This is a genomic window from Chryseotalea sp. WA131a (assembly GCA_025370075.1).
Taxonomy (GTDB): domain Bacteria; phylum Bacteroidota; class Bacteroidia; order Cytophagales; family Cyclobacteriaceae; genus ELB16-189.
The window spans coordinates 985,580-1,010,497 of sequence record CP073016.1; the positions used below are offsets into that span (position 1 = coordinate 985,580).

The 24,918-nt window shown below is 42.8% G+C and carries 20 protein-coding genes; 7 read left to right on the forward strand and 13 right to left on the reverse strand.

Annotated elements, in window-relative coordinates; translation table 11 throughout:
* Positions 1-11 precede the first annotated feature (11 nt).
* Positions 12-3,104: an ATP-binding cassette domain-containing protein gene (locus tag KA713_04545; protein UXE67879.1), complete on the reverse strand. Its 3,093-nt coding sequence runs from the start codon at positions 3,102-3,104 to the stop codon at positions 12-14.
* A gap of 38 nt (positions 3,105-3,142) precedes the next feature.
* Here KA713_04545 and KA713_04550 point away from each other — a divergent pair, with 38 nt between their 5' ends.
* Positions 3,143-3,382: a hypothetical protein gene (locus KA713_04550; protein UXE67880.1), complete on the forward strand. Its 240-nt coding sequence runs from the start codon at positions 3,143-3,145 to the stop codon at positions 3,380-3,382.
* A gap of 307 nt (positions 3,383-3,689) precedes the next feature.
* Here KA713_04550 and KA713_04555 read toward each other — a convergent pair whose 3' ends face one another.
* Complete coding sequence (locus KA713_04555) at positions 3,690-4,538, reverse strand: Ku protein (GenBank protein UXE67881.1); 849 nt, start codon at positions 4,536-4,538, stop codon at positions 3,690-3,692.
* Between the two features lie 220 nt (positions 4,539-4,758).
* Between KA713_04555 and KA713_04560 the strand changes: the two genes are divergently transcribed.
* From KA713_04560 to KA713_04570, 3 genes are all read left to right on the forward strand, one after another.
* The gene (locus KA713_04560; GenBank protein UXE67882.1) at positions 4,759-5,337 is read left to right on the forward strand and encodes a YceI family protein; all 579 of its coding nucleotides are present in this window, start codon (positions 4,759-4,761) and stop codon (positions 5,335-5,337) included.
* A gap of 46 nt (positions 5,338-5,383) precedes the next feature.
* Positions 5,384-6,721 (forward strand): hypothetical protein, encoded by a 1,338-nt coding sequence (locus KA713_04565; protein ID UXE69024.1) that lies wholly within the window; start codon positions 5,384-5,386, stop codon positions 6,719-6,721.
* Positions 6,722-6,799: 78 nt separating this feature from the next.
* Positions 6,800-7,417, forward strand: a complete 618-nt coding sequence (locus tag KA713_04570) for a YceI family protein (protein ID UXE67883.1) — start codon at positions 6,800-6,802, stop codon at positions 7,415-7,417.
* A gap of 9 nt (positions 7,418-7,426) precedes the next feature.
* Here the strand turns inward: KA713_04570 and KA713_04575 are convergent, their stop codons facing one another.
* Both KA713_04575 and KA713_04580 read right to left on the reverse strand, forming a co-directional pair.
* Positions 7,427-8,743, reverse strand: coding sequence for a phosphotransferase (locus KA713_04575; protein ID UXE67884.1), 1,317 nt, complete (start codon positions 8,741-8,743; stop codon positions 7,427-7,429).
* Complete coding sequence (locus KA713_04580; protein ID UXE67885.1) at positions 8,743-9,417, reverse strand: TetR/AcrR family transcriptional regulator; 675 nt, start codon at positions 9,415-9,417, stop codon at positions 8,743-8,745. The genes KA713_04575 and KA713_04580 overlap by 1 nt, the downstream gene beginning before the upstream one ends.
* 71 nt (positions 9,418-9,488) lie before the next feature.
* On the opposite strand from KA713_04580, the gene KA713_04585 reads away from it, so the two are divergent.
* Positions 9,489-10,721 carry a tetratricopeptide repeat protein gene (locus KA713_04585; GenBank protein UXE67886.1) on the forward strand — a complete coding sequence of 411 codons (1,233 nt, stop codon included), beginning with the start codon at positions 9,489-9,491 and terminating at the stop codon, positions 10,719-10,721.
* A gap of 160 nt (positions 10,722-10,881) precedes the next feature.
* Entirely contained in the window at positions 10,882-11,880 is a 999-nt protein-coding gene (locus KA713_04590; protein ID UXE67887.1) for a hypothetical protein, read from the forward strand.
* On the opposite strand, the gene KA713_04595 is transcribed toward KA713_04590, so the two are convergent.
* Positions 11,873-12,370: a hypothetical protein gene (locus KA713_04595; GenBank protein ID UXE67888.1), complete on the reverse strand. Its 498-nt coding sequence runs from the start codon at positions 12,368-12,370 to the stop codon at positions 11,873-11,875. The two genes, KA713_04590 and KA713_04595, sit on opposite strands and share 8 nt — an antisense overlap.
* Positions 12,371-12,406: 36 nt before the next feature.
* Positions 12,407-13,306, reverse strand: coding sequence for a class I SAM-dependent methyltransferase (locus KA713_04600; GenBank protein ID UXE67889.1), 900 nt, complete (start codon positions 13,304-13,306; stop codon positions 12,407-12,409).
* Positions 13,307-13,520: 214 nt separating this feature from the next.
* On the opposite strand from KA713_04600, the gene KA713_04605 reads away from it, so the two are divergent.
* Positions 13,521-14,222 carry an RNA methyltransferase gene (locus KA713_04605; protein ID UXE69025.1) on the forward strand — a complete coding sequence of 234 codons (702 nt, stop codon included), beginning with the start codon at positions 13,521-13,523 and terminating at the stop codon, positions 14,220-14,222.
* Here the strand turns inward: KA713_04605 and KA713_04610 are convergent.
* The 7 genes from KA713_04610 to KA713_04640 form a co-directional block, all read right to left on the reverse strand.
* Positions 14,219-14,929, reverse strand: a complete 711-nt coding sequence (locus KA713_04610) for a hypothetical protein (protein ID UXE67890.1) — start codon at positions 14,927-14,929, stop codon at positions 14,219-14,221. The two genes, KA713_04605 and KA713_04610, sit on opposite strands and share 4 nt — an antisense overlap.
* Before the next feature lie 46 nt (positions 14,930-14,975).
* Positions 14,976-16,280 carry an amidohydrolase family protein gene (locus KA713_04615; GenBank protein ID UXE69026.1) on the reverse strand — a complete coding sequence of 435 codons (1,305 nt, stop codon included), beginning with the start codon at positions 16,278-16,280 and terminating at the stop codon, positions 14,976-14,978.
* A gap of 14 nt (positions 16,281-16,294) precedes the next feature.
* Entirely contained in the window at positions 16,295-17,713 is a 1,419-nt protein-coding gene (locus tag KA713_04620; protein ID UXE69027.1) for an amidohydrolase, read from the reverse strand.
* Positions 17,714-17,767: 54 nt separating this feature from the next.
* A complete protein-coding gene (locus KA713_04625; GenBank protein UXE67891.1) occupies positions 17,768-19,459 on the reverse strand; it encodes an amidohydrolase family protein in 1,692 nt (563 codons plus the stop codon).
* 99 nt (positions 19,460-19,558) lie between these two features.
* A complete protein-coding gene (locus tag KA713_04630; protein ID UXE67892.1) occupies positions 19,559-21,454 on the reverse strand; it encodes a tetratricopeptide repeat protein in 1,896 nt (631 codons plus the stop codon).
* Between the two features lie 113 nt (positions 21,455-21,567).
* Positions 21,568-23,922, reverse strand: coding sequence for a zinc-dependent metalloprotease (locus KA713_04635; protein UXE69028.1), 2,355 nt, complete (start codon positions 23,920-23,922; stop codon positions 21,568-21,570).
* Positions 23,923-24,158: 236 nt separating this feature from the next.
* Entirely contained in the window at positions 24,159-24,917 is a 759-nt protein-coding gene (locus KA713_04640) for an SDR family NAD(P)-dependent oxidoreductase (GenBank protein UXE67893.1), read from the reverse strand.
* Position 24,918 lies beyond the last annotated feature (1 nt).

Below are 24,918 nucleotides of genomic sequence, written 5' to 3' on the forward strand. Positions count from 1 at the left end.
AGCTGGACCCATTACTTTTTGTTCCGATATTTTCGTCTCATTTCCAACGCATCGACTAGTTTCTTTAACAGATCGAAATAAAGTGTTACAAACAAAACAACGGTCATGGCCCAAATCATGCCAATGTTAAAATACAACGTATCAATTTTTCGTCCCCAGAAATATTTAGCTGGTACATAAAAGTTTTCACGGAAATCTAACAAGTGACGGGGCCGATGGTCTTCAAAATAAATTGGATAGATTTTTTGCACCAACTCCCCTCTCCACTCGGCAATGCGCACCGTTTCGTTTGAGCGTTCCACCATTTGGTTTACAGCTTCATTTTGAAATTTCAATCGCATGGCATCGTATTGTGCCTTCCGCTCGGGTGTGCTGGTCAATTGTGTAACCAGTTTTTCTTTGTCTGTCATGGCATTCTTGCTGCGAATGCCATAATACTCTTTTAAGGTTACCAAAAATTGATGTGTTTTCTCGTAAACAGAAGAGTCAAACTTACTCGTAGCCAAACGATCCACTTCCGGCAATCGATCGGCACCCACGTAGGCTAATTCATTGGAAATCTCATCATGCAATAAGGTAAGAGCTTGAAGGGTTTTGTTATCCTCATTTTTTCTTCCCCAATCGCTACGATGATTTAAAACAAAAGCCAGTTTTGATTCCAATGCTGGTAAATAATATTGCCTCTTGTATTCGGCAATCGCGCGCTTTTTATCCAATTCATAAAACTGCTTTTCAAACGGATTATCTTTGAACTGCGTCACCATGTAGGCTTCAAAAGCCCAACGCGATGCCATCATTTCGCCCAATACCGGAATGCCGTTGGGTGCGCCTACTTTCGGATTAAATTTATCGAAACTGATCACCACCCCGCTGAGCAATAACTGCGGGATAATGAGAATGGGAATTAATATATAGATCGTTACCGCGGAATTGAAAGCGGCTGAAATATTCAATCCCAACATATTCGCAAAACAGGAGCATGAAAACAAAATCATCCAATACCTAATTTCTGAAAAGGGTATCTCCAACAGCCAATTGCCCACCAATACAAAGCAAAAAGTTTGTACTGCCGAAAGCGAAAACAAAATCACCACCTTCGAAAACAAGTAACTGATCTTGCTTAAGTTTAGGTATTGTTCGCGCTTTAAGATTTTGCGGTCTTTGAATATTTCTTCGGCACTGATGATGAGCCCAACAAAAAGAGCTACCACTATGCTCATGAAAAAGTAAACCGGGATATTGAAATTATAGTAAAAGGTGTAAGCCGGTTTATCGATGCCCAAGGTATCGTAATACTTTACGAAATAGCCGATGAACAATGCCAGCACGGGAGTTAGCAGCAAGTTGACAGTTACATACTGCTTGTTGGCAACCTTGGCTAGCACATCACGAGTGATAAAAATCCAAAGCTGCTTAAATCGGTTGGGCAGCTTTTGCACTACGGGCAATGGATCTTTTACCTCTTCTATCTTGGGTATTTTGATATTCTTTTTAAAATATTGATACCATTGGCCGGGCGAAACTTTACGCGTGTGCGTCAGTCTTCCAAATTCATTCACCACTTTGGTCTCGATGATGTTGAACACCTGTTCGGGATTGATATTACCGCACTCGGGGCAAGCACCGGGAGTTTTGTTGGCCGCATTGATGATCCCCTGAAAATAATTGGTAGACTCCACCGGGTTGCCGTAGTAAATTTGAAACCCGCCCACATCCAAGATAATGAGCGTATCAAACATTTTAAAAATATCAGACGAGGGCTGATGGATCACCACAAAAATCATTTTGCCACGCAGCGCCAACTCTTTTAACAAGTCCATAATGTTTTCTGAGTCGCTGGACGATAATCCAGAAGTTGGTTCGTCCACAAATAGCACGGTGGGCTCACGCAATAATTCCAACCCAATGTTTACCCGCTTTCGTTGCCCACCACTGATGGTTTTGGATAATGGCGAACCTACTTTTAGATTTCTGATTTCGGATAATCCCAAGCTAAGCAAAACTTTTTCCACCAACGCGGCCGAGTATTGCTTTGGATATTGGCCAAAACACAAGCGCGCACTGTAGTATAGGTTTTCAAAAACAGTCAGCTCTTCCACCAGCAGGTCGTCTTGTGGAATGTAGCCAATCACCCCTTCTAATTTTTCAGGATGCTGATGGATGTTGATCCCATTGATCAGCACGCGTCCGCTCGAAGGCTTCTCCGTTCCGTTCAATACGCTTAGCAAAGTAGATTTGCCCGAGCCGCTAGCGCCCATCAATCCAATCAACTTCCCTCCTGCCTCGGCAATGTTTACGTTTTGTAGACCCGCTCGCCCACTTTTAAAATGATAGAACAAATGGTCGGCCTCAAAACTGATTTCGGTGTCACTCTCCTCAAATAAAAACTTACCTACCACATCGCTATAGTAAATGGGTTCAATCTTAGAACCACGAATGGTGCTGCCCGTTGGGAACACATCTATCTTACGACTCTTTAAGGTGATGCTATTCAGCGTAAGCGAAGTGATCCCAAGGTATTTGATGAAGTACGTTTCAATATCGTGGAGTCGTAGAATGGCGATCAGGCCTGTAAGATTTTTGGAAGTGATGCGTGGCCCCGGATGCTCCAATTCATCTGAGCCTTCATCTACAATCAAAATGTTTTTAGAAGCCAGTTCTTCAATGTCTTGCCCAATCACGAAGGCGCGCACTGCCCTAAAATCTTTGTTGGGTATTTTCAGTGCCTCGCTGATGTAGAAGATCAAATTGCTTTGTCGCTCCGAAAGATGGTTGTCGGCAAACACCAACTCAATAATTTTCACCAACAGCACCACCTTTTGCTGCATGGTCAGCGCTTGGTTCACCTTTTTGGAGATCTGCATGATCTGCGCCCAATCGTCCACAAACTCTTGGGTGTCGGCATCCATGGGCAAAGCGGTGGCCATGGTGCGTTGGTTCGCCTTTATAAACTCATCAAACAGCGATAAATAGTAGCGGACACCATCTTGGTTGAGGTGAATAGACAAAAATTCTTTGATGATGGCCCGTTCATCTTCGGTAATGCGTTCTTTGGCCACAATGCCAAAAAACTGGATTACCGCCTTCAACAACTCTTCACTCATGCGCTATTGGTTGCAAATAGTGCCTAAAATAAGCAAAAATGTACGGAGTGCAACGCGGGAATTTTCTCTGGATTGTGAATTTGTTACATCCAAAAGTTTTTTTCCGATCGGATAGATTCAATCAACAAAACTTTTATGCCACCGAAGCGGCATTGAACTTTGCGATGATGGCCTACAACTTCATTAGCTTATTCAGACAAGTTGTGTTGGGGCAAAAAATTCACCAGCAAACGAAAACACTGCGTTACAATGTTTTTGCATTGGCGGATAAATTTTAAAAAACGGCAACCAAAGAATCCTTAAACTATCATTGGCCATGAAAGGAAGAGAATGGTTTACTGGCCTATGGACGAACTCAAACTCAATCAATAGCCCGTTAAGATTCACTTTCTAATGACAATTCTGGGATAATTCAACAGATTTAAGAGAGTAAATTTTCATGTTCGTGCTCGCTCCATAAATTGCTTTGATGGATTGGCTACATCGTTGGGTGCTTTACCTGTTGTTTGACCAATTTCATGTACGGGTTGTCTGGAAATACAATGATTAAAGCACGCGACATGACAATTTGGGAACTAAAATTTGCTAGCCAACCTTGCGCTTTTGCTTTTTAGTTTCTTCCTTCTGTTCTTTGGCCACAGTGCCCACGGCCTTCTCCATCGGTTTCTTTTTTGCGGCATCGATGCTGGCCTTTAGCGCAGTCATGATGTCGACCACCTTGGGTTCTTCTTCCACCACCATCACCACTTCCTTACCGGCCACCTTCGCATCAATAATTGTCTTTAAGGCATCGTAGTAATGGTCTTTCATTTCAATTTTGGAAAACGAAGTGGTCATGGAATCTACCAACGTCTTGGCAAGTTTCAATTGCTCATTCTCTGCCTTGACTTCCAGCAAACTTGGCACTTCGTTAATGCTCCGCACCTCACTCGGGTAGCGAAGTCGGTAAAGCAAAATTCCTCGTTCGTGGGGTGTCAACAAAACGGGTGTTTCACGATCGCGCAACACTACTTTGCCCACACCTACTTTGCCTGATTCTTTAAGTGTGGCACACAATAGGCCGTAAGTTTTAGCGGCCACATCCCCATCAGGCCCTAAAAAGTAAGGCGCTTCAAACAACGTAGGGTGAACCTCTTCGCTGCTAACAAAACCTTCAATTTCAATTACTTTTTCACTCTTCAATTTCACTCTATCCAAATCCTCTTGTTCGATAATTACAAATTGGCCTGGCTCATACTCATACCCCTTCACAATATCTTCGCTGCGCAAAGGTTGCCCCGTAACTTTATCTTTCTTCTCGTAGCCCACCGGGTGGTGCCCTTCTTTTGATAACAAATTGAAACCAATGGTTTGCCCCGTATCAATGGCATTGTAAAGCCTTACGGGAATTGTTACAAGCGAAAACTGGATGTGACCTTTCCAAATAGAGCGCATAATCAGTTAGTTTAAAAAATGAAGTAACAAGTGCTAAACTACTGATAATGAAGGTTATTTCAAAATCAAATTAAAATTAAACTTCACTTTAGAAAAGGATCCCTTGCAATCGTCATGGCATCACCTGACAATAATCATACAATGGGTTGATAGCAATCATTTAGCAAGGAATGGACGCAGGCTAACATTGTACTGTCAAACAACACTAAGGCAAAACTCAATGAAAGCTATAAACCCAACTGCTCTTTTATTATGCATGACCATGGCCATCACCAGTCAAGCCCAAAAAATTGTTAGCTACCAACACGGTAGCACTAACAAAACCACTATTGCAGGCACCAGCACATTGCACGATTGGACGATGACGTCTACCGAAGGTACGTATGATGCCAAGTTCGAAATCAACCAAGAGGGTGCAGCCACCCAATTGCTTGCCCTCACCTATAACTTACGAGCAGAAAGCTTGAAGAGCGGTAAAAATGCAATGGACAAAAATGCTTACAACGCGCTGAACACTGAGAAGCACAAAAAAATATCATTTGTTCTGACCACCGCAGCTACTGAAGATTCCAAAATCAAAGCGTCAGGAAACCTAACGATTGCAGGTGTAACCAAAGCCATTCCGGTAGAAGCTACTTGCAAGAATAGCCCCAACGGTGAACTTATATGCACCGCCAAAGCCACTATGAAAATGACCGACTACAAAGTAGAACCGCCCACATTTATGTTCGGCTCCATTAAAACGGGAGACGAAATCACCTTAACCTTTAGCATCACCTTATCACCAACAAAACTTTAACCCAGATTAAAAACAACCAAATTCTATGAAAACTAACTATCAATCCATGAAAACGCTAATGGCAGCCATTGGCCTCTTTATGCTGAGTGCTTATGCTTATGGGCAGCAACCAGCGATTCAATATTTCAGGTATTATGATAAACGTGGTATAAACGTATTTGAAACCTCAAAGACAGATACCATTCCCTACGATGGTTTAAAAATTCGCTTTGGCGCAGGCTTTACCCAGGGTTATCAAAGCCTTACTCACAGCAATGGTTTGCCTGCCCCCTCTCCACTGTATGAAATGGGAGGCGGCTTTCCTCTTGCCCAAGCCAACTTTAACATTGATGTTCAATTGTATGATGGCGTAAGCTTGAATCTAGTGTCCTACATGTCATCTCACCACCACAATGAATTTTGGGTAAAAGGCGGCTACTTGCAAATTGACAAGGTGGGTTTTTTGAAAAGTGAGTTCTTTGATAACCTTTGGAAAAACCTGACTTTAAAAGTCGGTCACATGGAAGTGAATTATGGCGATGCACACTTTCGGAGGAGCGATGGTGGCCACACACTGTGGAATCCTTGGATTGAAAACAACATCATGGATGCCTTTACCACAGAAATTGGTGCCGAGTTATACTGGAAGAAAGATGGATTCTTTGTAATGGGTGGTTATACGGATGGCGAAATACAAGGTAACATTGCGGCTCCATCCACACCCGCAAGTGCAAAACGTGCACCCTCCTTTTATGGAAAAGTTGGATTTGATAAACGATTAAAGGAAAACCTTCGGGTAAGGCTTACCGGTTCAGCGGTTACAACCTCCTCCTCTATCAGCAACACGCTTTTTGGTGGTGATCGTACAGGATCAAACTATCAATATGTAATGGAAAATGCTCCTGTTACACTTACAGGAAACGCTTTCTCAGGTCGGTTTAACCCAGGGTTCCGCGATAAACTTACTTCCTTTGTAATAAACCCTTTTGTGAAATTTAGTGGACTGGAAGTGTTTGGAACATTTGAATGGGCTAGTGGACTAAGTTCGTTTGAAAACGGAGAAGGAACAAACTATGCTAAAGTACCTGATCGCGCGGCCTCACAAACTGCAGTTGAAGCATTGTACCGCTTCGGAAAAACTGAACAGTTTTATGTTGGCGCTCGCTACATAAAAGTTGATGCAACTGCGTCCGAAGGCTATACCGCTACGGCTCAAGGAAGCCGGTACGATGTAACCATCGACCGCACTTCTATTGGTGCTGGTTGGTTTATTACACAAAACATCTTGCTAAAAGGCGAATACGTAACACAGAACTATGGTAACTTTCTGCCTACCGGATCAAACAACCGCTTCTACAATGGTAAGTTTGATGGATTCGTTATTCAAGGGGCGATCAGTTTCTAATGTTGGTGCGCACTGTTAATTACCGGTCGGCCATTGGCCGACCGGATTGTTTTACAATTATCTTTAGTAAATTTGAAAATGTCTCGCACAGTTAACCTTGTAGTTGTTGTAGTTCTGTGCTGCTCCTTTGGAATAAAGTCTGGGCCTGAAAATTTTTTACGCCATCGCTTTGTGGTGTTGCCTACCAGCACGCTAACCATCAATGGCAAAACCAACGTAAACAATTTTAAATGTGGCATACACCGCTACTGCGGGGCAGACACGCTGGTAATCAAAGAGACCCCGCACGAGAAACCCATTATCTTGAAAGGGTTTGTTGGGCTAGAAGCCACAACATTCGACTGTGGAATAGCCCCGATGACGCACGATTTTAACAAAACGCTTAAATCAAGTGACTTCCCTACCATCGGAATCGATTTTAAATCTTTTGAGCGGATACCTGATTTAACGTGCACACAAGACAAATTTGCAGCAGAAGTGGCCATCTCAATGGCGGGTGTAACGAAACTTTTTAAAATGCCTTGCACCTTTGAAACCACCAAAAAAGGTGAAATATTCTTGCGGGGAGAGCGTGCGTTTCTGTTTTCGGATTTTAATTTAAAGGCGCCACAGCGAATGATGGGGATGATCAAAGTAAACGAAAATCTTTTCGTTCAATTCAACTTATCATTAAAACTGGATGTCAACCGCTGGTAAATCGTCAACCTAAAACGGCACCCACGAAGTGGTGTTCACCGAGGCTTTTAAATCATACAGCAAGTTGTAAAGTCCAAAGTAGGTACGGTTGATATAAATCGCGTGCTTCACCCCTCTTGCTTTCTTCGACTCGCGCAGTTCTTTCATATTCGATAATTGTTCTCCAAACTTGAAAACTTCTTCAAAGTAGGTGGCATTATCAAAATCAAATTCATTGGAGCGAAATGGTCTTCCTAGCAATTCTACCAAGTGGGTAAAAACATCTATGAAGAATCTCTTGTCCTTTGCCGAATCGTCTGGATAAATAAACCTGAGTTGATAAAACGCATTTTCCAACTTGGTTTTGTTTTGCAAAATATCACGATCCAGCAATTGAAAGTATTGCGGATAGAATTCTTGTGGTATCACTTTCACACATCCAAAATCGATAATGCCCAATTTTTTATCGTTTGTGATGATGAAATTGCCTGGATGCGGATCGGCATGCAGCTCTTTTAGCTGATGAATTTGAAAATGATAAAAATCCCACATGGCCTGACCAATCCGGTTGGCTTCTGCCTTCGTCAGCTTTTCGGTTTTTAAAAATTCGCCCAAGGGTTTGCCCTCCAGCCAATCCATGGTAAGAATTTTATCGCTCGATTGCTGCGGGTAATAAGTAGGGAAAACCAAGTTCTCAATTCCTTTGCATTGCTTCGATAAATTGATTGAACGCTTTAGTTCCAGGGTATAGTCTGCCTCTTCCAACATGCGTGCTTGCACTTCTTGAATAAACTCATCGTACTCGGTGGCATTGAGCTTGAACATTCGCAACGCAATTGGCTTGACCATGGCCAAATCGCTTTTGATGCTATCGCCCACCCCAGGGTATTGAATCTTTACTGCCAACTTCTTGCCATTCAACGTGGCTTCGTGTACTTGACCAATGGAGGCTGCATTACGAGCAGAAGTTGTAAACGTATCGAATAATTCGGTAGGTCGTTTTTTAAAATACTTCTCAAACGTGCGAACCACCAATGGATAAGAGAGTGGTGGCGCGCTGTATTGCGCCATCGCAAATTGATTTTGATAAGCACTGGGCAACAGATTTTTGTCCATGCTCAGCATTTGCGCAACTTTTAGCGCACTGCCCTTCAACTGGCTTAATGAATTATAAATATCAGAAGCATTGTCGGCATGCAATTCATCTTTCGAAAGCTCGGGGTTGATAAGCTTCTTGCTATAATGCTTTAAATAATTGCCTCCAATTTTTGCACCCGTGGCAATGAATTTGGTGGCACGTTGTACTTTTCCGGTAGGTATTTGTTCTTGCTCTTTTACGCTGGCCATTAATTTTTTGATTGCTGATAGAGAAACTTCCCAAAATCCAACGCATTGTCTAGCACGCCTTTACCAATTAAATCAAAGGCAAGGGTTACAGATTTTTCGATGGCCACATCGGTCTTTTCAAAACCATTGCTTTCATCGTGTGCCCAAAACTGAAGAATAAACATCAAGTGCAACCAAAAGAGTGAGTGATAACGGTCATCCAAATACGGGCGTTTGGCAATCTCACCCGTGGCCTTGCCTTCGTTCAGAACCAATGAAATCCATTCCGAAAACGCAGCTTTAAATCCTTTCAAAAATACAGGTGTTGAAGCGGGTGTCTTAATCGATTGCAACTGATGCAACACAAAACTGCGGTCGGTCTTTAACAGTTCAACCAAAGAAAAATAGAATGTGAGTATTTTTTCACGCGAACCAAACGTAACATATGCCTCATCTGACTCCATGCGTTGGCGAGTTTGGATAACGTAGGCAGTCCAAATAGACTTTTCGAGGGCATCAAAAGAAGCAAAATGCTGATAAAACTCTTCCTCCTTGATACCTAGGTCTTTACAGAATTTAAAAACCGTGGCGGGTCGTTTTCCTTCCATTAGCACGAATTCGTGATAAGCATGACTGATCTCCGTACCTGTTTTGGTTTCGGCTTTTTTAGCCTTCGATTTTTTAGTAGCTTCCATATGCTTCTCTTAACAGAAAATCCGCCCAAATGGTTAAGGTTTTGGTGTAAAGAATTTTGATATTTGATTCAATGCTCTCTTCGCAATTATCAAAGGTCATTTCATTCGTTTTCTGTGGTTGTTTACTACTCGCTAGCAACCATGCCATTCAAGCCCAATCTGAAAAACCCAAAACAGCTACCTACTATTTTGAATTGGGGGATGCCTCCTTAAAACTCCGAAACTACAGAACCGCCCTTGCTCATTATAATGAAGCCATTCGCCTGGATCCTTTTTTTTGGGATGCGTATTTTGCCCGCGCTATGGCACGCGAGCGATTGGGCGACTTGAAAGGATCGCTGACCGACTACAATATCTTTTTGGAAGCGAGGCCTACCAATGTGGAAGCATTATTTTCGCGGGCAGTTTTGCGCTATCAAAACGGGCAGTGGGCGGTTGCACGAGAAGGCTTCTTAAAGCTATTGACATTACCCCCTGGCGAAACAAATACAGTCTACTTTCAAGTTGACAAAGGTGAAGAGGCGAACAAAATATTTACAACACAAGGCGATACCCGTTGCCTCTACTTCAATTACCTGGGGTTGATTGATCTCAAACTCACCAAGTACAAAACGGCCATTCAGTATTTTGATTCTGCCGTGCGCGTAGACGCATCATGTGCCGATTGTTATCTAAATCGCGGATTGGCCTTTCAGATGGCAAGAGATACATCGAAAGCTATTTCAAGTTACAAAAAAACCATCGAACTAAATCCGGAAAATAGTTTGGCACTTCACAATTTAGCGGTGCTGTCAGGCTTTGTTGGCAACCTGAAGGAAACAGAAAAAATGTTGGGCGAAGCGATCGATAAAAATCCGAAGCTGCCCTACTCGTATGCCGAGCGTGGCCATGTACGAATGAAACTCAAAAACTGGAAAGGTGCGCTGGCCGACTTTACAGAAGCATTGGTCATTGACCCCACCGATGCAGACGATTGGCTTAGTCGTGGGTTAGTGAAAGAAAAGCTAAAAGACTTGGCCGGAGCGTTGAATGATTTAACCGAGGCCATTAAACTCAAAGATAATTTTGAAAAAGCTTGGCTTTGCAGAGGAAACGTATTGACCAACCTTAACAGGCTGCCGGAAGCATTGGAGGATTATACGTTGGCCATTCATCATTATCCTGAATACGGTGCGGCATATTATAATCGAGCATTAGCTTATCATAAACTTGGTAAACAAAAAGAAGCTTGCGGTGATTTGCGAAAAGCACAAGACCTAAAAACCAAAGTTGATTCAAAAGTTTTTAAAACAATTTGCAAGTAATCTCCCCAATACAAGTTTGGTATTTTGATTTTTCAATTTTTAAAAATGGAAAGCAACATAACGTCCAAGTGAAGGCCTACGTTCCTTATGTAGTTTCAATTTTTACGATTTTGAAAGAGATCCAGTAGTTTCCATAAATCCTTATGCGTTACTTTACTCCATGAAAATTGCGATTAATGGAATGGGCCGCATTGGCCGTTTGCTTTGCAAGTTACTGCAAACTACCAGCCATCAGATTGTAGCAGTAAACGATTTGATGCCGAAAGAAAACTTAGCCTATTTGCTGGAATACGATTCGACTTACGGTCAGTATTTTTTAGGCAAGAACAAGTATGGTATTACCGATGAGGGTATTCAAATCAATAAACAAAAAATAAAAGTATTTTCAGAGCCAACACCAGTCAAACTACCGTGGAAGGAATTGGAAGTTGATGTAGTAGTGGATTGCAGTGGTCGGTTTTTAACAAGAGAATTGTTATCACATCATCTTGAGGCGGGCGCAAAGCGTGTGCTGCTTTCCACGACAGGTGGAGAGGGTGTGCCAATGGTTATCCGAGGGTTTAACGATTCGCCTGAATTGTTGCAGCAACCGATACTCGCTTCGGGCGGGTGTATGACGAATTGTACCGTGTTGTTGCTTCATCACCTCATCAAAAACTTTGGGGTAGAATCGGTGCATATCAATGTAACGCACTCGTACACCTCACGGCAATCTCTGGTGGACTCACCGCATGCCGATTTCAGGCGCGGTCGGGCCGCCACCACCTCCATCATCCCGGTGAAAATCGATTTGCACGACACACTTGAAAAGGTATTTCCTACGCTGCATCGAAAAGTAATTTCGTCCTCCACACGGGTGCCCATCATTTGTGGAGCTTTGTGCGACCTAAACTTTATCGCTACCCAATCAGTCGATGTTCGAACCATCCACGAATTATTTGCCCACCTTTCAAAAAACGAGTTGAAGGGGCTCGTGGATTACAATGAAAAACCTGTTACCTCAAGCGATATTTTATGTAATCCCAACTCTGCCATTGTGGACGCAACCCTTACCCACGCCATTAGCAAACACGTAAAGCTTTCTGCCTGGTTTGACGATCAGTTTGCTTTTACGAATAGGTTAATTGAAATAATAGCCTCAAATAAAATAATTATTTAATTTTCTTCCTATTTAAGTACAAGGAAAAGCCAACCGCAAATCCTATACTTGATGAGTTTGATGAGTCACCTACTCCAGTCGAATAGACAATTGCTGGTTCAATCGCGATATTATCAGTTAAAAAAGCGGCATAACCTCCTTCGAAGTTAACTGACCCTGAAGTTGTACTATTGACGGATTTGCTACCGAGGAAATTCGCACCTAAAAAGTATTTACCAGACACATAGTATCTCCCGAAAGCACCGATAGATGTTTGGTCAATGCTTCCAAAGTTTATATAATTAAAATTGAAGCCTATTGCTAAGTTTTCAGCTATAAAGTATCCCAATCTTGTGTTAACGTTGAAGAGAGTTTGTGAAGAACTACCGAGCTTGGTACTTTGGATAATTCCTGATGATGACCCTCCTACTAAGATTGTCCCAGGGTAAATTTGGGCATCGGCTGATGATAAGAGACCACAAGTAAATACAATCAAAAAAAGTCTTTTCATTGGTGGGTTGCTTTAAATACATAATTACTGCTGCTGTTAACTTTTGAACCTCACAAACGTACCCATCGGCAAACTATTGCCCTCCTTTGGTTTTAAAAAGAATTCTCCGCATTCTACTTTCACGTTTTTAAAATGGGTGGTCACCACATTTTGCCCCACCATCGCTGAAAGCCCAACGGCATACATCGACAAAATGAAAAAGGAATTTTCTTTCTCCAATAACTGGCTGCTCAAAAAAATAAGTTCATTGAGCTTCTCCTCCAGCGACCACTTCTCCCCTTCTGGCCCACGTCCATACGGTGGTGGGTCCATGATAATGCCACTGTATTTTTTGCCTCGCTTGGCCTCGCGTTTCACAAATTTCAAAGCATCTTCATGCACCCACCGAATGTTATCTAAATTGTTTTGCTTCATGTTCTCATTGGCCCAATTCAATCCAGGGCGAGAGGCATCTACGTGCATCACATCCGCGCCAGCTGCTTTGGCCACTACCGATGCTGCGCCTGTATAAGCAAAAAGATTTAACACTTTAGGTTGCGGCATCGCCCAGCTAGTAATGGTATCATAAATAAAATTCCAATTCTCGCCTTGCTCCGGAAAAATGCCCACATGCCCAAAATTGGTGAGGCTAAGTCGAAGTTTGATGGAGAGTTTATTGTACTTGTAGGTTACGTCCCAACTATCAGGAATGGGTTTCAATTTTTTCCATCCACCTTTAATATCTTCGCCAAAGCGATAATTTTCTTTTTGCTCGCGCGTAAAATGTGCATGTGCCACGTGTTGCCATTCATCTTCTGACAGACCGGGCTCCCAAATCGCTTGTGGCTCGGGGCGAATCAAAATATATTTTCCAAAACGCTCTAGCTTTTCAAAAGAGCCCGAGTCGAGCAATTCATAATCTTGCCAAGAGTCGGGACTAAGAAGTTGTAAATTCAAGAATAAAAGTTTAAAGTTCTAAGTTCAAAATTTAAAAGTTGAAAGTTAAAGTTTAAAAGTTAAAAGTAAAATTGAGGATTGACCATCAACTATTAACCCTTGACCATTACCTTTGAAATCAATGAAGCCAGGTACCGTAATCACCAGCACCCAAAACCCAAAGGTAAAAAGCCTATTGCAGTTGGAGAAACCGCGCGAGCGCAGGCGACAACAATTGTTTTTGATAGAAGGAAGCCGCGAAGTACGGTTGGCACTCGAGGCCGGCTATAAAGTCGGCAACATATTTTACTGCGAAGAAATCATTGCCAAGGGCAACTTGGGCTTTGACTTAACCGACAATAAATTGGTCATTCCCGTTTCACGCGAAGTGTTTGAAAAACTGGCGGTACGAGAAGATTCGGGTGGGGTACTTGCGGTAGCTGAAATGAAGCCGCATGGATTGGAGCAAATTTCGTTAAGCAAAAATCCATTGCTCTTGATTTTAGAGGGTGTAGAAAAACCCGGAAACCTGGGCGCCATTCTTCGCACGGCCGATGCCGCGGGAGTGGATGCCGTTATCATTTGCGATCCTCAAACGGATTTTTACAATCCCAATGTTATTCGCTCCAGTGTAGGCTGTGTTTTTACCAAACAAATAGCGGCAGCTTCATCTGAGCAAACCATTGCTTGGCTAAAGAAGAATAACATCGATATCTATTGCACCTATCTTTCGGCTTCACAAATCTATCATCAAGTTAATTACCGGAAGCCCTCCGCTATTGTCATGGGCACCGAAGCAACCGGTCTTTCGGAGACTTGGGTGAAGAACGCAACAGCTAACATCATCATCCCAATGCACGGAAAAATTGACAGCATGAATGTATCGAATGCAGCTGCTGTGGTGGTATTTGAAGCCGTGAGGCAGCGAGAAACTTAAAAGGTAGTAAGTAGCGGGTCTAATGATTTACCGTTTACTACATTCAAATCAACGTAGGTATTGATTCCTTTTAAATGTGCGCGATTTGCAAATTGCCATATCACCCAGTCTCTTCCTTCTAATTTAGGTTGACGATAGATATCCCGAATCCAAATCGGATAATCTCTAAAATCATTCAGCAGGTACTTTTGATAAAATTCCCTGGTAGCATAAATCATGGGTCGTTTTCGATAATACGACTCGAGGAGAATTAAAAAATCTCTCACTTCTGATACCATTACGGAATCCGTTTTGGTGGTCTTGCAATTGCCGCCAAACTCCAAATCAATGCTGGGCGGTAGGCTGTGCCTATCAAATGGAACTACGTCCATAAAGTTTTGAGCTTGTTCTCTGCCCGTCTTACAAAAGCTATAAAAATGATAAGCTCCGAATTTATACTTCTCCTTTTTGCATGCTTCCCAATTTTCATTGAACAAAGGGTCTTTGAAGTCGCCTCCTTCTGTGGATTTAACTATGACGAACGACAACTTTTCTTCGCGTAACCGCTGCCAGTCAATTTTACCTTGGTGATGAGAAATGTCAATGCCTAAAAGAGGAAACTCATTACGGTCGGGGTAATTGAAACGAATTCTTCCATCGTAGAAAAGATAAGCCGCAATACTTATTAGACCAACACAAAAAATAACTACGAGAATGACACGCTTCATTCAAAGGGTTGGTCGTTGCAACAAGTGGATACCAGTACCCATCATTCTAATTCTTACTCACCCCCGGCTCTCGTTTCAAAAACTCGTTGTATAATTCAATCTGCCGGCTTGTCATCGGCATTTGCCAGCCATCAATAAACACGTGCTTGATTTGTGTTTTGGTCTCCATCGGGTCGCCATCACACACAAAAAGGTTGGCAATCTTGCCTATTTCAAGGGAACCCATTTTATCACTCACTCCTAAAATTTCCGCAGGCACAATCGTGATGGCTTTCAATGCTTCTTCTTTGTCCATACCATAGGCAACTGCAAACCCTGCATGGTAAGGCAGGTTTCGGTAATTTCCATTATTCTCTTCCAACGAACGAATGGCTACCTTCACACCCGCTTTTTTCATCAAACCAGGGTTCGCATAGGCAGCATCGTATCGATCATAATCGCGTGTTGGTAATGCAATCACCGGACCCGTAATCACAGGAACTCCTGCTTTTGCAATTTCATCTGCCACTCTCCATCCTTCTGATACACCCATTAGAACGAGTTTCTTCACTTTCTTCTCTTTGCCCCATTTCAAGGCAGCCTGAATATCTTTGGCCGCGTTTACTTCGATCAACAATGTCTGAGTTCCCCTGACAATCGGCAACATGGCCTGCATTTCAGGATAGTAGGTTGTGCCTTTGCCTTTAGTAGCACTGTCGAGTTTGTGAAATTGAATGGCACGATCCCACACATCGTTCAGTTGTTGCAGTGCTTTCTCAGATGCTTTTTTTATTTCATCGTCCGATCTTCTATCAAAAAAACCTCTTCTTCCTGTATTCGGAAAGTTAATTACTACTCCCTCGAAACCCGCAAACATCTGGTCGGGCACGTAACCAAATAAATTTACAAGAGCAGCCGTGCCGGGGATTAATCCGCCATCGGGTGTAACCAAGGTAGTGGTAATGCCACTGACACGTGTAACCGGAATGGCTGTTGCATTCGGGTTGATCGCTGTCAATGCTTTTATCTGCGGAAGTACATCTCCCTTCTCAGCTTCATCGCTGCCTTGTGGAATCTGCCCGATTTCTAACAAACCAATTTTACCACCTGCATCGATCATGCCGGGATAAATGCGCAGCCCTTTACAATCAATAACTTCTGCGTTGGCTGGAACCGTTACATTGGTGCCGAGCGCTTGAATTTTTCCGTTGGCCAATATAATTGATCCGTTATTGATCGTGCCTTTGGTCACGGTTTCAATCGTGGCGTTGGTGAGCGCGAATGTTCCGTTCTTCGCCTTTGGGCTTTGCGCCTGTACATGAACGACAAAGATTGCTAAAACGCAAGTCAAAATTCCGGTAATTAGTTGCATTCTCTTTTCCATAATCATTTTTTGTCGTTAAATAAATCGGCCAATTCCATATCTACATCTTGCAAACAATTGTCTTTGTCATGGGCGTAGCTCTTATGAATGGTGGGGATATCGATTGTCTCTTTTGGGTCAGTCCACACACGCATATCGTTATTGTCTTTTGCTCGGTCAAATCGTACAAGGCCATCTACAATTGAATATTGTGGTACCCCATAAATAGAGAGTGGATGATTTTTGAAGATGGCGAAGTCTCCATCCTTTCCAACTTCAATAGAACCTACTCTATTTTCTATACCCAATTGCTTAGCAGGATTGATAGTAATTAATGATAAGGCTTCGTCATCACTAAGGCTACCATATTTTTGTGTTTTACCTGCTTGGTGATACAGGTTTCGGATCATTCCGGCATCGTCTGAATTGATAGAAGTAACCACACCATTCTTGACCAGAATAGCGGCATTGTAAGCAGTGGAATAATACACTTCTAATTTGTACTGCCACCAATCAGAAAATACAGAAGCCATGGCGCCAGCAGCCGCTAGTTCGGGCGCTACTTTGAAACCTTCGTTTACGTGTTGAAACGTAATTCGTTTGATACCAAAATCTTTGCACACGTTCAACATCATATTGATTTCATCGGCACGGTAACTGTGGCAATGGATGATGATGTTGCCCTTTAAAATTTCGGCCAAGGTCTCTAACCGCAAACTGTAGGTTGGGGGTGTTCCGCGAAAGCCTTTCACCAATTTATTTGCATTGTATTTTTCCCAAGCCTCTTTGTACTCTTTTGCTTGCGAAAATGCTTCGCGAATCACAAACTCCACGCCCATCCGCGATTGCGGTTGTGTACCATCTCTCCTACCGTGGGTCGTTGGGTTTTCACCAAGCGCAAACTTGATAGTGCGAGGTGCGCCTTCCATTTTCATCGCCTCTTGATCAAGTGTGCCGTAGCGATGCTTGATGGTTTGGCATTGGCCACCTATGGAATTGGCCGAACCATGCATGGCATGTGAAGAGGTGCATCCTCCGGCCAAAGCTCTGTAAATACTGATTTGGGTGGGGTTGATAGCATCCGAAACATGTACTTCAGGAGTAATGGCGTTCGTGCCTTCATTAATCGCGTCCAATCCAATATGTGAGTGCGCATCAATAATGCCAGGCATCACAAATAAACCCGAAGCATCGATTACCTTCACACCTGCTGGCGCAGCAATCGATTTTCCGACCTGCACAATCTTACCGTCTTTAACCAGTATATCCGTTTGCTCCAGCGTGCCTTTGGTGATGGTAAGTACTGTTCCATTCTTGATCAACATACTTCCCTTTTCAACTTGGCCATAGCATATAAAAGAAGCTAGAATACAGAAGATAGAAGTCAGAATACTGCCTACTGCCAACTGCCTACTGCCTATTATTTGTTTATCATCTTTCATCATATTGATTTTTGATTTTGTCAATTGTTCATTTTCAACTTACTACTGGCCAACTTACTTCGGGTCTTTCTTGCCTTCAATTGTAAAGCTACCGAACTGACCAACATTTGCATTGCCTTTAAACGCATCGCCTTCAACGGTTGCCGACACTTCTACATCTACGGAGCGTCCACCAAAATTTAACGTGTACGTATATGTAAGTGAATTACCTTCCAGCGTTACTGATTTTAGAGACACTTCATTAGGAAGTCGGCCACCCGAAATAGTGCCCGAATAATTGCTGCCTTCTTTCTTGAAAGCGACCTTGTTGGTTGACTTTCCCTGCGGGCTATCGGTAGTGGTAGACCAGCTTCCTTGAATTTCCACCTTTGCATTCGGGTCAGTTTTTTTAGTCTCCTTGACTTCCATCTTGTAGAGATTGCCATCGGCAAACACATAACGAACTTTTGCTTTTTCGTTGAAGTACGACTTATCGGTGATCACGAGGTTGGCCATTTTTCCATTATCGATGGACCCCATCCGATCACTTAACCCTAGCAATTGAGCAGGTGTCGTTGTCAGAGAGGCTAGCGCTGCATCTTCCGATAATCCTGCGGCAATCATGCGCCTAAGGTTAGTCGGTATATCTTTTGGTTTGGCACTCATAACAGAAAAGCCAAACGGAACCCCAGCTTTGCTAAAGCTGGCAGCTTGCCCAATGAAGTTCGCAATAGCATCAGCTTTTCTTTTCTCCAGCGCTTCCTTTTCTAGTTCGCCCTCAGACTTGGGTTGATCTTCTTTTTTAGGTTCTTCTTTTTCTTTCTTGTCATCTTTTTTCACCTCCTCGGGTAAATCAAGAGATAAAAAGACCTTAGCCCCTGAACTTTTTATTTTATTGATGATGGGCCATCCTTCTTTCAAATCACCCATCATCAAGGAAAACTTTAAATCATTTTTTAAAATCATGACACGTTGCGTTTCCAACATTTTTTCTGCTTTGAAAATCATAGGCATGCGTTGGTCGATAACCGGATAAAATGCTTCTAGCGATCTGTCCGAAAGGGGGCGCTCCAGCCCTACCCGATTGGAGGCATACAAACTTTGATTTGACTTTGCAGCCGTGGCTTGTCTATACAAATCGCGCCACTTGGCCATCACACCAAGAATCGTGGCGGGGTACACGTTTTCTGCTGTCGATAATTCAGAATACATGGCAGAATTGCTAACCAACACCATTCCATCGGCAGTCTTAGCGCCCAACGAAACAATGGCTGCTTGACCGGGCAATAAATTCCCGTAAGGCACTACTTGTGCTACGGTAAAGCCAATATTCCGCAGCTCTTCAATTGCTTTGTCATTTGGGTTTAAAAAATTACGCACATCATTCTGTGGGGTGATGCCCGCGCGTTCATTGGTCGGTTTGCCCGGATCTTTGGGACGCTCCTTCTGTTCTTCTTTTGGTTTGCTCACCCCCACGCGAGAGAAGCCATCGATGAAGCCTGCGTACACAAACATTGAATCGGCCTTGATAACAATTGCCTCTGGTGGAATGGATACTGAGACACCAACTGCTTGGATCAATCCATCTTTCACCACTACGGTTCCTTTTTCGATTTTACGCCCTGGTGATTGAATGATGTTGGCATTAGTAATAGCGTAGGTACGAGTTACCGGATTCAGTTCCTTATCTTCTTGGGCGAACAAATAAGTGGAAGAGAACAATAGTGCGAGCGCTATTGACTTCTTAACCAGAAATAAATTTTGCATAAGTCATGAGTTAACAATGCTGAAAGTAGCAAGAATTAAAGGTCGACACCAAGTGGCTTACAGGAGTGGCGAAATAAAACGATTAGAGGAAAAGTATCGTTAGGCAGGTTGGCTTTCCATCGTTACGGTAAAGGTGGTTCCCTTTCTTTCATGGCTTTGAACTGCGATAGACCCTTTGTTGGTCTCCACAAACTCCTTGACTAAAATCAAACCGAGGCCAATACCTTTTTCATTTTGCGTGCCCATTCGAGTGAAATGGTTTTCAATCATGAATAACTTTTGAATTTCTTCCTCGCTCATACCGATCCCAAAATCTTTTACCTCCATGCGTACGATTTTGCCTTCATCGAAAGCGTTTACTTCGATTTTTGAATGAGGCGCACTGAATTTAATGGCATTGCTGAGGAGGTTGCGAAACACTAACCTCAAATGATTAATATCGGCCCACACATAAAGATTCGCAGCAATATTTAAATCAATTTGGATAGATTTATTCTTTGCCACTTCTGCGAACAGGTTCACCTTCTCCATCACCACGTCCTGAACGGAAACACGTTCAAACTGTGGCCGAATACCCTTTACTTGAGCGTTGGCCCAATGAAGAAGGTTATCTAAATCATTGTAAACATAGTCGAGGTTTTTGCGCAGATTTTTTGAAACTTCAATAAACTCTTCTTGCGAAATGCTATCCGTACTCATCAAGTTGACAATGCCTTTCAATCCCGCCAACGGGCTTCGCATATCATGACTAATAATCGATAGGATTTTATCCTTTGTTTTGTTAAGTGCTTCCAATTGGTTAGACTGATCGTTGATCAATTCATTTTGTTTTGAAAGCAAGGAGTTGGCCATTTTGTTTCGTTGATTGCTTTGCAAAAGATTGAAGATCAAAATGGCTAACACAATCAGAATACCTATACCCACATACATCAATATTCGCTGAGCCTTCAATTCATTTCCCTTAATCAACGAATCTCTTGTCAGCAATTCAATCTGAGCATTCTTAATTTCTGATTGGTATTTTGATTGGATATTCTCGGTTAGTTCTCCTCTCCGTTGTTCAGAAAGAGAATCTTTTAATTGGTAATGCAACGTTTGGTACTCCATTGCTTTGGCTAAATCATTTTTTAATGAATACGATTCTGCCATTACCAAATAGCTGGACTCTAATTCACTTTTATAATTGTATTTTTTAGCAACCTCAATATTTTGGAATAGTATCTGCAAAGCCTTGTCAGGGTTTTTTAGTTTATTATAAGTCTTGGCGATTCTATATTGGGTAGAAGCAACCAAAAAATTATTTTTTTGCACCACTGCAGATCGCAAACAATCCTCGTAATAGCCCAATGCCTCACCATAATTTTTCTCTTCCAGAGCGATGTCACCCAAAAGGCGTTTTGAGAATGGGGCAAAATTACTGTTGGTAAATTCATTGATTGAACGTTGCGTGTAATGGCGAGCAGAGTCTAATTTCTTAAGGCGCAAAAAACAAAAAGCAATGTTATTCAAGCTTCTGTTCATACCTATTGTATAATTAATCTTCGTTGAATAAGCATACGCTTCTTTAAAACTTTTCAAAGCATCATCGAACTTTTTTTGCTCGAAGGTAATTGCACCTATGTTGTTCAGGCAGTTTGAAATCTCTTTATTGTCACCCAATTGACGGTCAATTTTTAGGGCTTCCATAGAGAGCGAAAGGGCTTCAGAATAAATGCCTTGACGGTAATTGATCCACCCAATGTTGGCCAATGTCATAGCAATGCCCCTATTAAACTGTAGCTTTTCGGCCAGCATTCTTGCCTGCTGTGTTATCTCTAAAGCTTTGTTGCTATCCGACTCGCGCAAAGCAATGGAGGCCTCGTTCAATAAGATTACGCGCGAAGAATCTTGATGGGTTTGGTTGGCCAAGTTCATCAAACTGTCGTACCTAGTTTGAGAGAACACCGTAACCGACACAGCTATGTAAGCAGATAGTATAAAAAGGGGTTTGGTCATAATCTACCATTCCAAATGTAGGTACACAAGGGTTGATAAATCTTCAAAAACTAACTGAAAACCTACATCAATAGGTTTTAGCGAGTTTTATGACCACCGAATAACCAAAAAAATCAGGGTTTTCTAAACTCTCCACAAAAATCCAAATCCATATCGCCTATAGGCATGCCAGGAGGTGGTGGCAACACATTCTCTTCCTTGTATTCGTCCGGATCGTCTTGCAATTGTGTTAACTTTTCTGCCAAATACGAATAATGTGCTCTCCAGCCATCATCGGCTGTAGCTCTAGTACTTAACCAAGCTATTAGCTGTGTAATCTTAAAGTGAATGATAGATTTGGTTTGACCCAATGCGTCTTTATTTAGAGCCAGACTTGCCAAGTTCGAAATCAACGCAATGTTTACAGCCATTTGAACAGATGACTCCAAACCCGTTCGGGGTGCACTTTTAATAGTGGCTGTTACCATTTGATCGATTACATTTTCCAAGGACGGCAACTTGGCTTCACGTGTGTGCTGTTCAACCAACCGATTGGCACGTGCGGGGTGTAGTATCAAACTAAACGTCATGTCGGCTGCTGTTTCGGCCGCGGAGAGCGGATCGAAGGTAAGTTCTGTTTTGATTTTAATCAGTTCGCGGTGACGCGAATAACCGATGGGCCGTGGAGGAATGATCTTCAATAAACTTTCTGGGAGAGTAAGTGCTGAAGGGTGCACAGTTTTCAATAATGCTTCCAACGCTTTCTGTTCTTGTGGTGGCGATAGCAATTCGGTGATCGGTTGCCCATCTCCACGCAAGGCATACCGATAATTTAATCCGCCAATCATTTTTACGGCCGCTTCAGCTTGGTAACGATGAAAGAAATACATCGGCACCAGCACTTCCTCCAACATCGCCATGGGGGCACCCATTTTAATATTTTTCTCACCAAAATTTTTCAATGCTACCTGCCTGATTTCCATCACACGATTCAATTCATCTACCGGGTCTTTGCCATTGTCCCACAAATGTGCGTAAGGGTGTGCCCCGCCTTGCGGTCGCGCATCTTGATCGGATAAAAAAGTAAGCCCGGCTTTCAATGATTTTTGAAGTATGTCATTCAACGCTTTGTCTTCATCTGTTCCTTGCGGGAAATGTTGATAGCCATACGCAATCGAAACTTTATCAAACACACCAATTTTGGTATCGTACGCTTCACTCAAATCAATTTTGCCATTTACCAATTTAGCCATGGGGTGCGGGTAATCCATCACCGATGCCAAATTTTCTGCACTTGAAGAATAAGCATGCGCCAAGCCCAGTGTATGGCCTACTTCGTGCGCAGCCAATTGACGCAAGCGCGCCAGTGCCATTTGTTCCATTTCCTTTGAAACTGGTAGGCCTTCTTCATACGGAGCAAGCAACCCTTCGGCAATTAAAAAATCTTGACGCACCCGTAGCGAACCCAACGTAACATGACCTTTGATAATTTCTCCTGTGCGCGGGTCAGTTACACTACTTCCATACGACCACCCGCGTGTGGATCGATGTACCCAATTAATCATATTGTAGCGCACATCCATTGGGTCTGCACCTTCGGGCAATACTTTTACCTGGAAAGCATCTTTATAACCGGCCGCTTCAAAAGCTTGGTTCCACCACTGGGCACCATCCATCAATGCCGAGCGAATGGGCTCGGGTGCACCCGGATCCATATAATACACAATTGGCTTGACGGATTCACTAATGGAAGCAGTTGGGTCCTTCTTTTCTAAACGATGGCGTGTGATCCATCTTTTTTCGAGCGGCTCGCTGATGGGGGTTGCGTAATCATAAAACGAAAAAGTAAAATATCCGGCACGCGGATCGAACTTGCGAGGCTTAAAATTTCCATCAGGCAATTGTACAAATGAATGATGTTCACGAACAGTAACGCTAGTGGGTGTAGGGGTTACACTGCGAATATAATTACCGGTAGCTTGTCCGGTGAACGTAAGCGTTACCTCAAACTCGGAATTATTCGCAAAATTTTTGGTGCGCGGCAGGTAAAATGCAGAACGAGATTTATCAAGCGAATAAGTGCCTTGATTCTGTGCCTTTAATGTGCCCACAACATCGTGAACGTCTTGCAACAAAAAATCAGAGGCATCTACCAAAACTTTGTTGCCCTCTTCTGCAATCGACACAAAGCCCCAGAGGACGGATTGCGCAAAAGATTCTTCTACCGCCTTGCGCTCGGCTTCATGGTTGCTTCTGGCACGATAGAAATAATTTTGTTCAATCAGTAGAACTTTGTTCCCTCGTTTTTCAAATTTCACAATCCTCTCTTTGCCTAGCTGATTGCGGTCCAGCCCAATATCGTTTGAGCCAATGGCGGCCGTCAACGATTCAATATGCAGTACTTCAGTATCAAACTTATCAATCAGCAAAAAGATTTTGTCTTGCTTCTCATCATAATAATACTCAAAGTAACCTTCGTATTTTTTCATGCCCGCTACTTTGGCAGCGATGGGTGAAATAGATACAGGCGCTGGCGGGGCATCTTGCTTTTTCTTTTGGGAGAATGCGAGTTGGTTGATAATTACCAAGCTGGCGAATAGAATCAGTCGGTTCATGGAATATCGGATTTTAGTGGAAAGCTAAAAAATAATTAACAAGAAGTGCACGGGAATTGGATGGGCGGGGATATGAAGTTACCTGAATTATCGGCCACCAAAAAGGATAATTAAACATTCCTTTTTACCACAGTAGCGCTTGCTTGCGCGGTGGGCAACACAATCATATCGGCCACTACTACATGGGCAGGCCGTGTAATGGTAAACAAAATCAACTCAGCAATATCTTTTCCAGTAAGCGGATTTAAGCCTTTATACACAGTGGCTGCGCGCGTCTCATCCCCTTTAAAGCGTACAATCGAAAATTCAGTTTCCACCAAACCCGGATGAATCCCCGTTACTTTGATGCCGTAAGGATTTAAATCCATTCGCATTCCATTAGTGATGGCATCCACGGCATGTTTGCTTGCACAATAAACGTTACCGTTGGGGTACACTTCTTTTCCAGCAATGGAACCAATATTTACGATGTGCCCTTTCGCTCTTGAAATCATACCCAGCATAACCTCTTTAGAAACGTATAGCAGACCTTTTACATTGATGTCTATCATCGCATCCCAATCTTCTGTGCTTCCGGTTTGGATAGGATCCAGTCCATGAGCATTACCAGCATTGTTAATCAATACATCAATTGATTTCCATTCACTTGATAAAGAATGGACGGCAGATTTTACGTCATTCAGATTTCGGACATCGAAAGCAAGAGTGGTAACCTTGGTAAGCGAACCCAAGCTTTTCTCCAACGCTTGCAATCGGTCTTTTCTGCGACCACATAGAATCAAATCAAAATTGTTATTCGCCAATAAAATAGCAGTGGCTTCGCCAATTCCGGAAGTAGCTCCTGTAATGAGTGCAATTCTCTTTTGCATA

Bases quoted from the DNA above. Each gene is read 5' to 3' on its own strand.
- KA713_04555 (UXE67881.1), bottom strand. From the start codon at position 4,538: ATGCGCTCTATTTGGAAAGGTCACATCCAGTTTTCGCTTGTAACAATT.
- KA713_04630 (UXE67892.1), bottom strand. From the start codon at position 21,454: ATGACCAAACCCCTTTTTATACTATCTGCTTACATAGCTGTGTCGGTT.
- KA713_04560 (UXE67882.1), top strand. From the start codon at position 4,759: ATGAAAGCTATAAACCCAACTGCTCTTTTATTATGCATGACCATGGCC.
- KA713_04550 (UXE67880.1), top strand. From the start codon at position 3,143: ATGTACGGAGTGCAACGCGGGAATTTTCTCTGGATTGTGAATTTGTTA.
- KA713_04545 (UXE67879.1), bottom strand. From the start codon at position 3,104: ATGAGTGAAGAGTTGTTGAAGGCGGTAATCCAGTTTTTTGGCATTGTG.
- KA713_04610 (UXE67890.1), bottom strand. From the start codon at position 14,929: ATGAAGCGTGTCATTCTCGTAGTTATTTTTTGTGTTGGTCTAATAAGT.
- KA713_04570 (UXE67883.1), top strand. From the start codon at position 6,800: ATGTCTCGCACAGTTAACCTTGTAGTTGTTGTAGTTCTGTGCTGCTCC.
- KA713_04640 (UXE67893.1), bottom strand. From the start codon at position 24,917: ATGCAAAAGAGAATTGCACTCATTACAGGAGCTACTTCCGGAATTGGC.
- KA713_04590 (UXE67887.1), top strand. From the start codon at position 10,882: ATGAAAATTGCGATTAATGGAATGGGCCGCATTGGCCGTTTGCTTTGC.
- KA713_04625 (UXE67891.1), bottom strand. From the start codon at position 19,459: ATGCAAAATTTATTTCTGGTTAAGAAGTCAATAGCGCTCGCACTATTG.
- KA713_04615 (UXE69026.1), bottom strand. From the start codon at position 16,280: ATGCAACTAATTACCGGAATTTTGACTTGCGTTTTAGCAATCTTTGTC.
- KA713_04635 (UXE69028.1), bottom strand. From the start codon at position 23,922: ATGAAAAAATACGAAGGTTACTTTGAGTATTATTATGATGAGAAGCAA.
- KA713_04585 (UXE67886.1), top strand. From the start codon at position 9,489: ATGCTCTCTTCGCAATTATCAAAGGTCATTTCATTCGTTTTCTGTGGT.
- KA713_04580 (UXE67885.1), bottom strand. From the start codon at position 9,417: ATGGAAGCTACTAAAAAATCGAAGGCTAAAAAAGCCGAAACCAAAACA.
- KA713_04575 (UXE67884.1), bottom strand. From the start codon at position 8,743: ATGGCCAGCGTAAAAGAGCAAGAACAAATACCTACCGGAAAAGTACAA.
- KA713_04595 (UXE67888.1), bottom strand. From the start codon at position 12,370: ATGAAAAGACTTTTTTTGATTGTATTTACTTGTGGTCTCTTATCATCA.
- KA713_04620 (UXE69027.1), bottom strand. From the start codon at position 17,713: ATGAAAGATGATAAACAAATAATAGGCAGTAGGCAGTTGGCAGTAGGC.
- KA713_04565 (UXE69024.1), top strand. From the start codon at position 5,384: ATGAAAACGCTAATGGCAGCCATTGGCCTCTTTATGCTGAGTGCTTAT.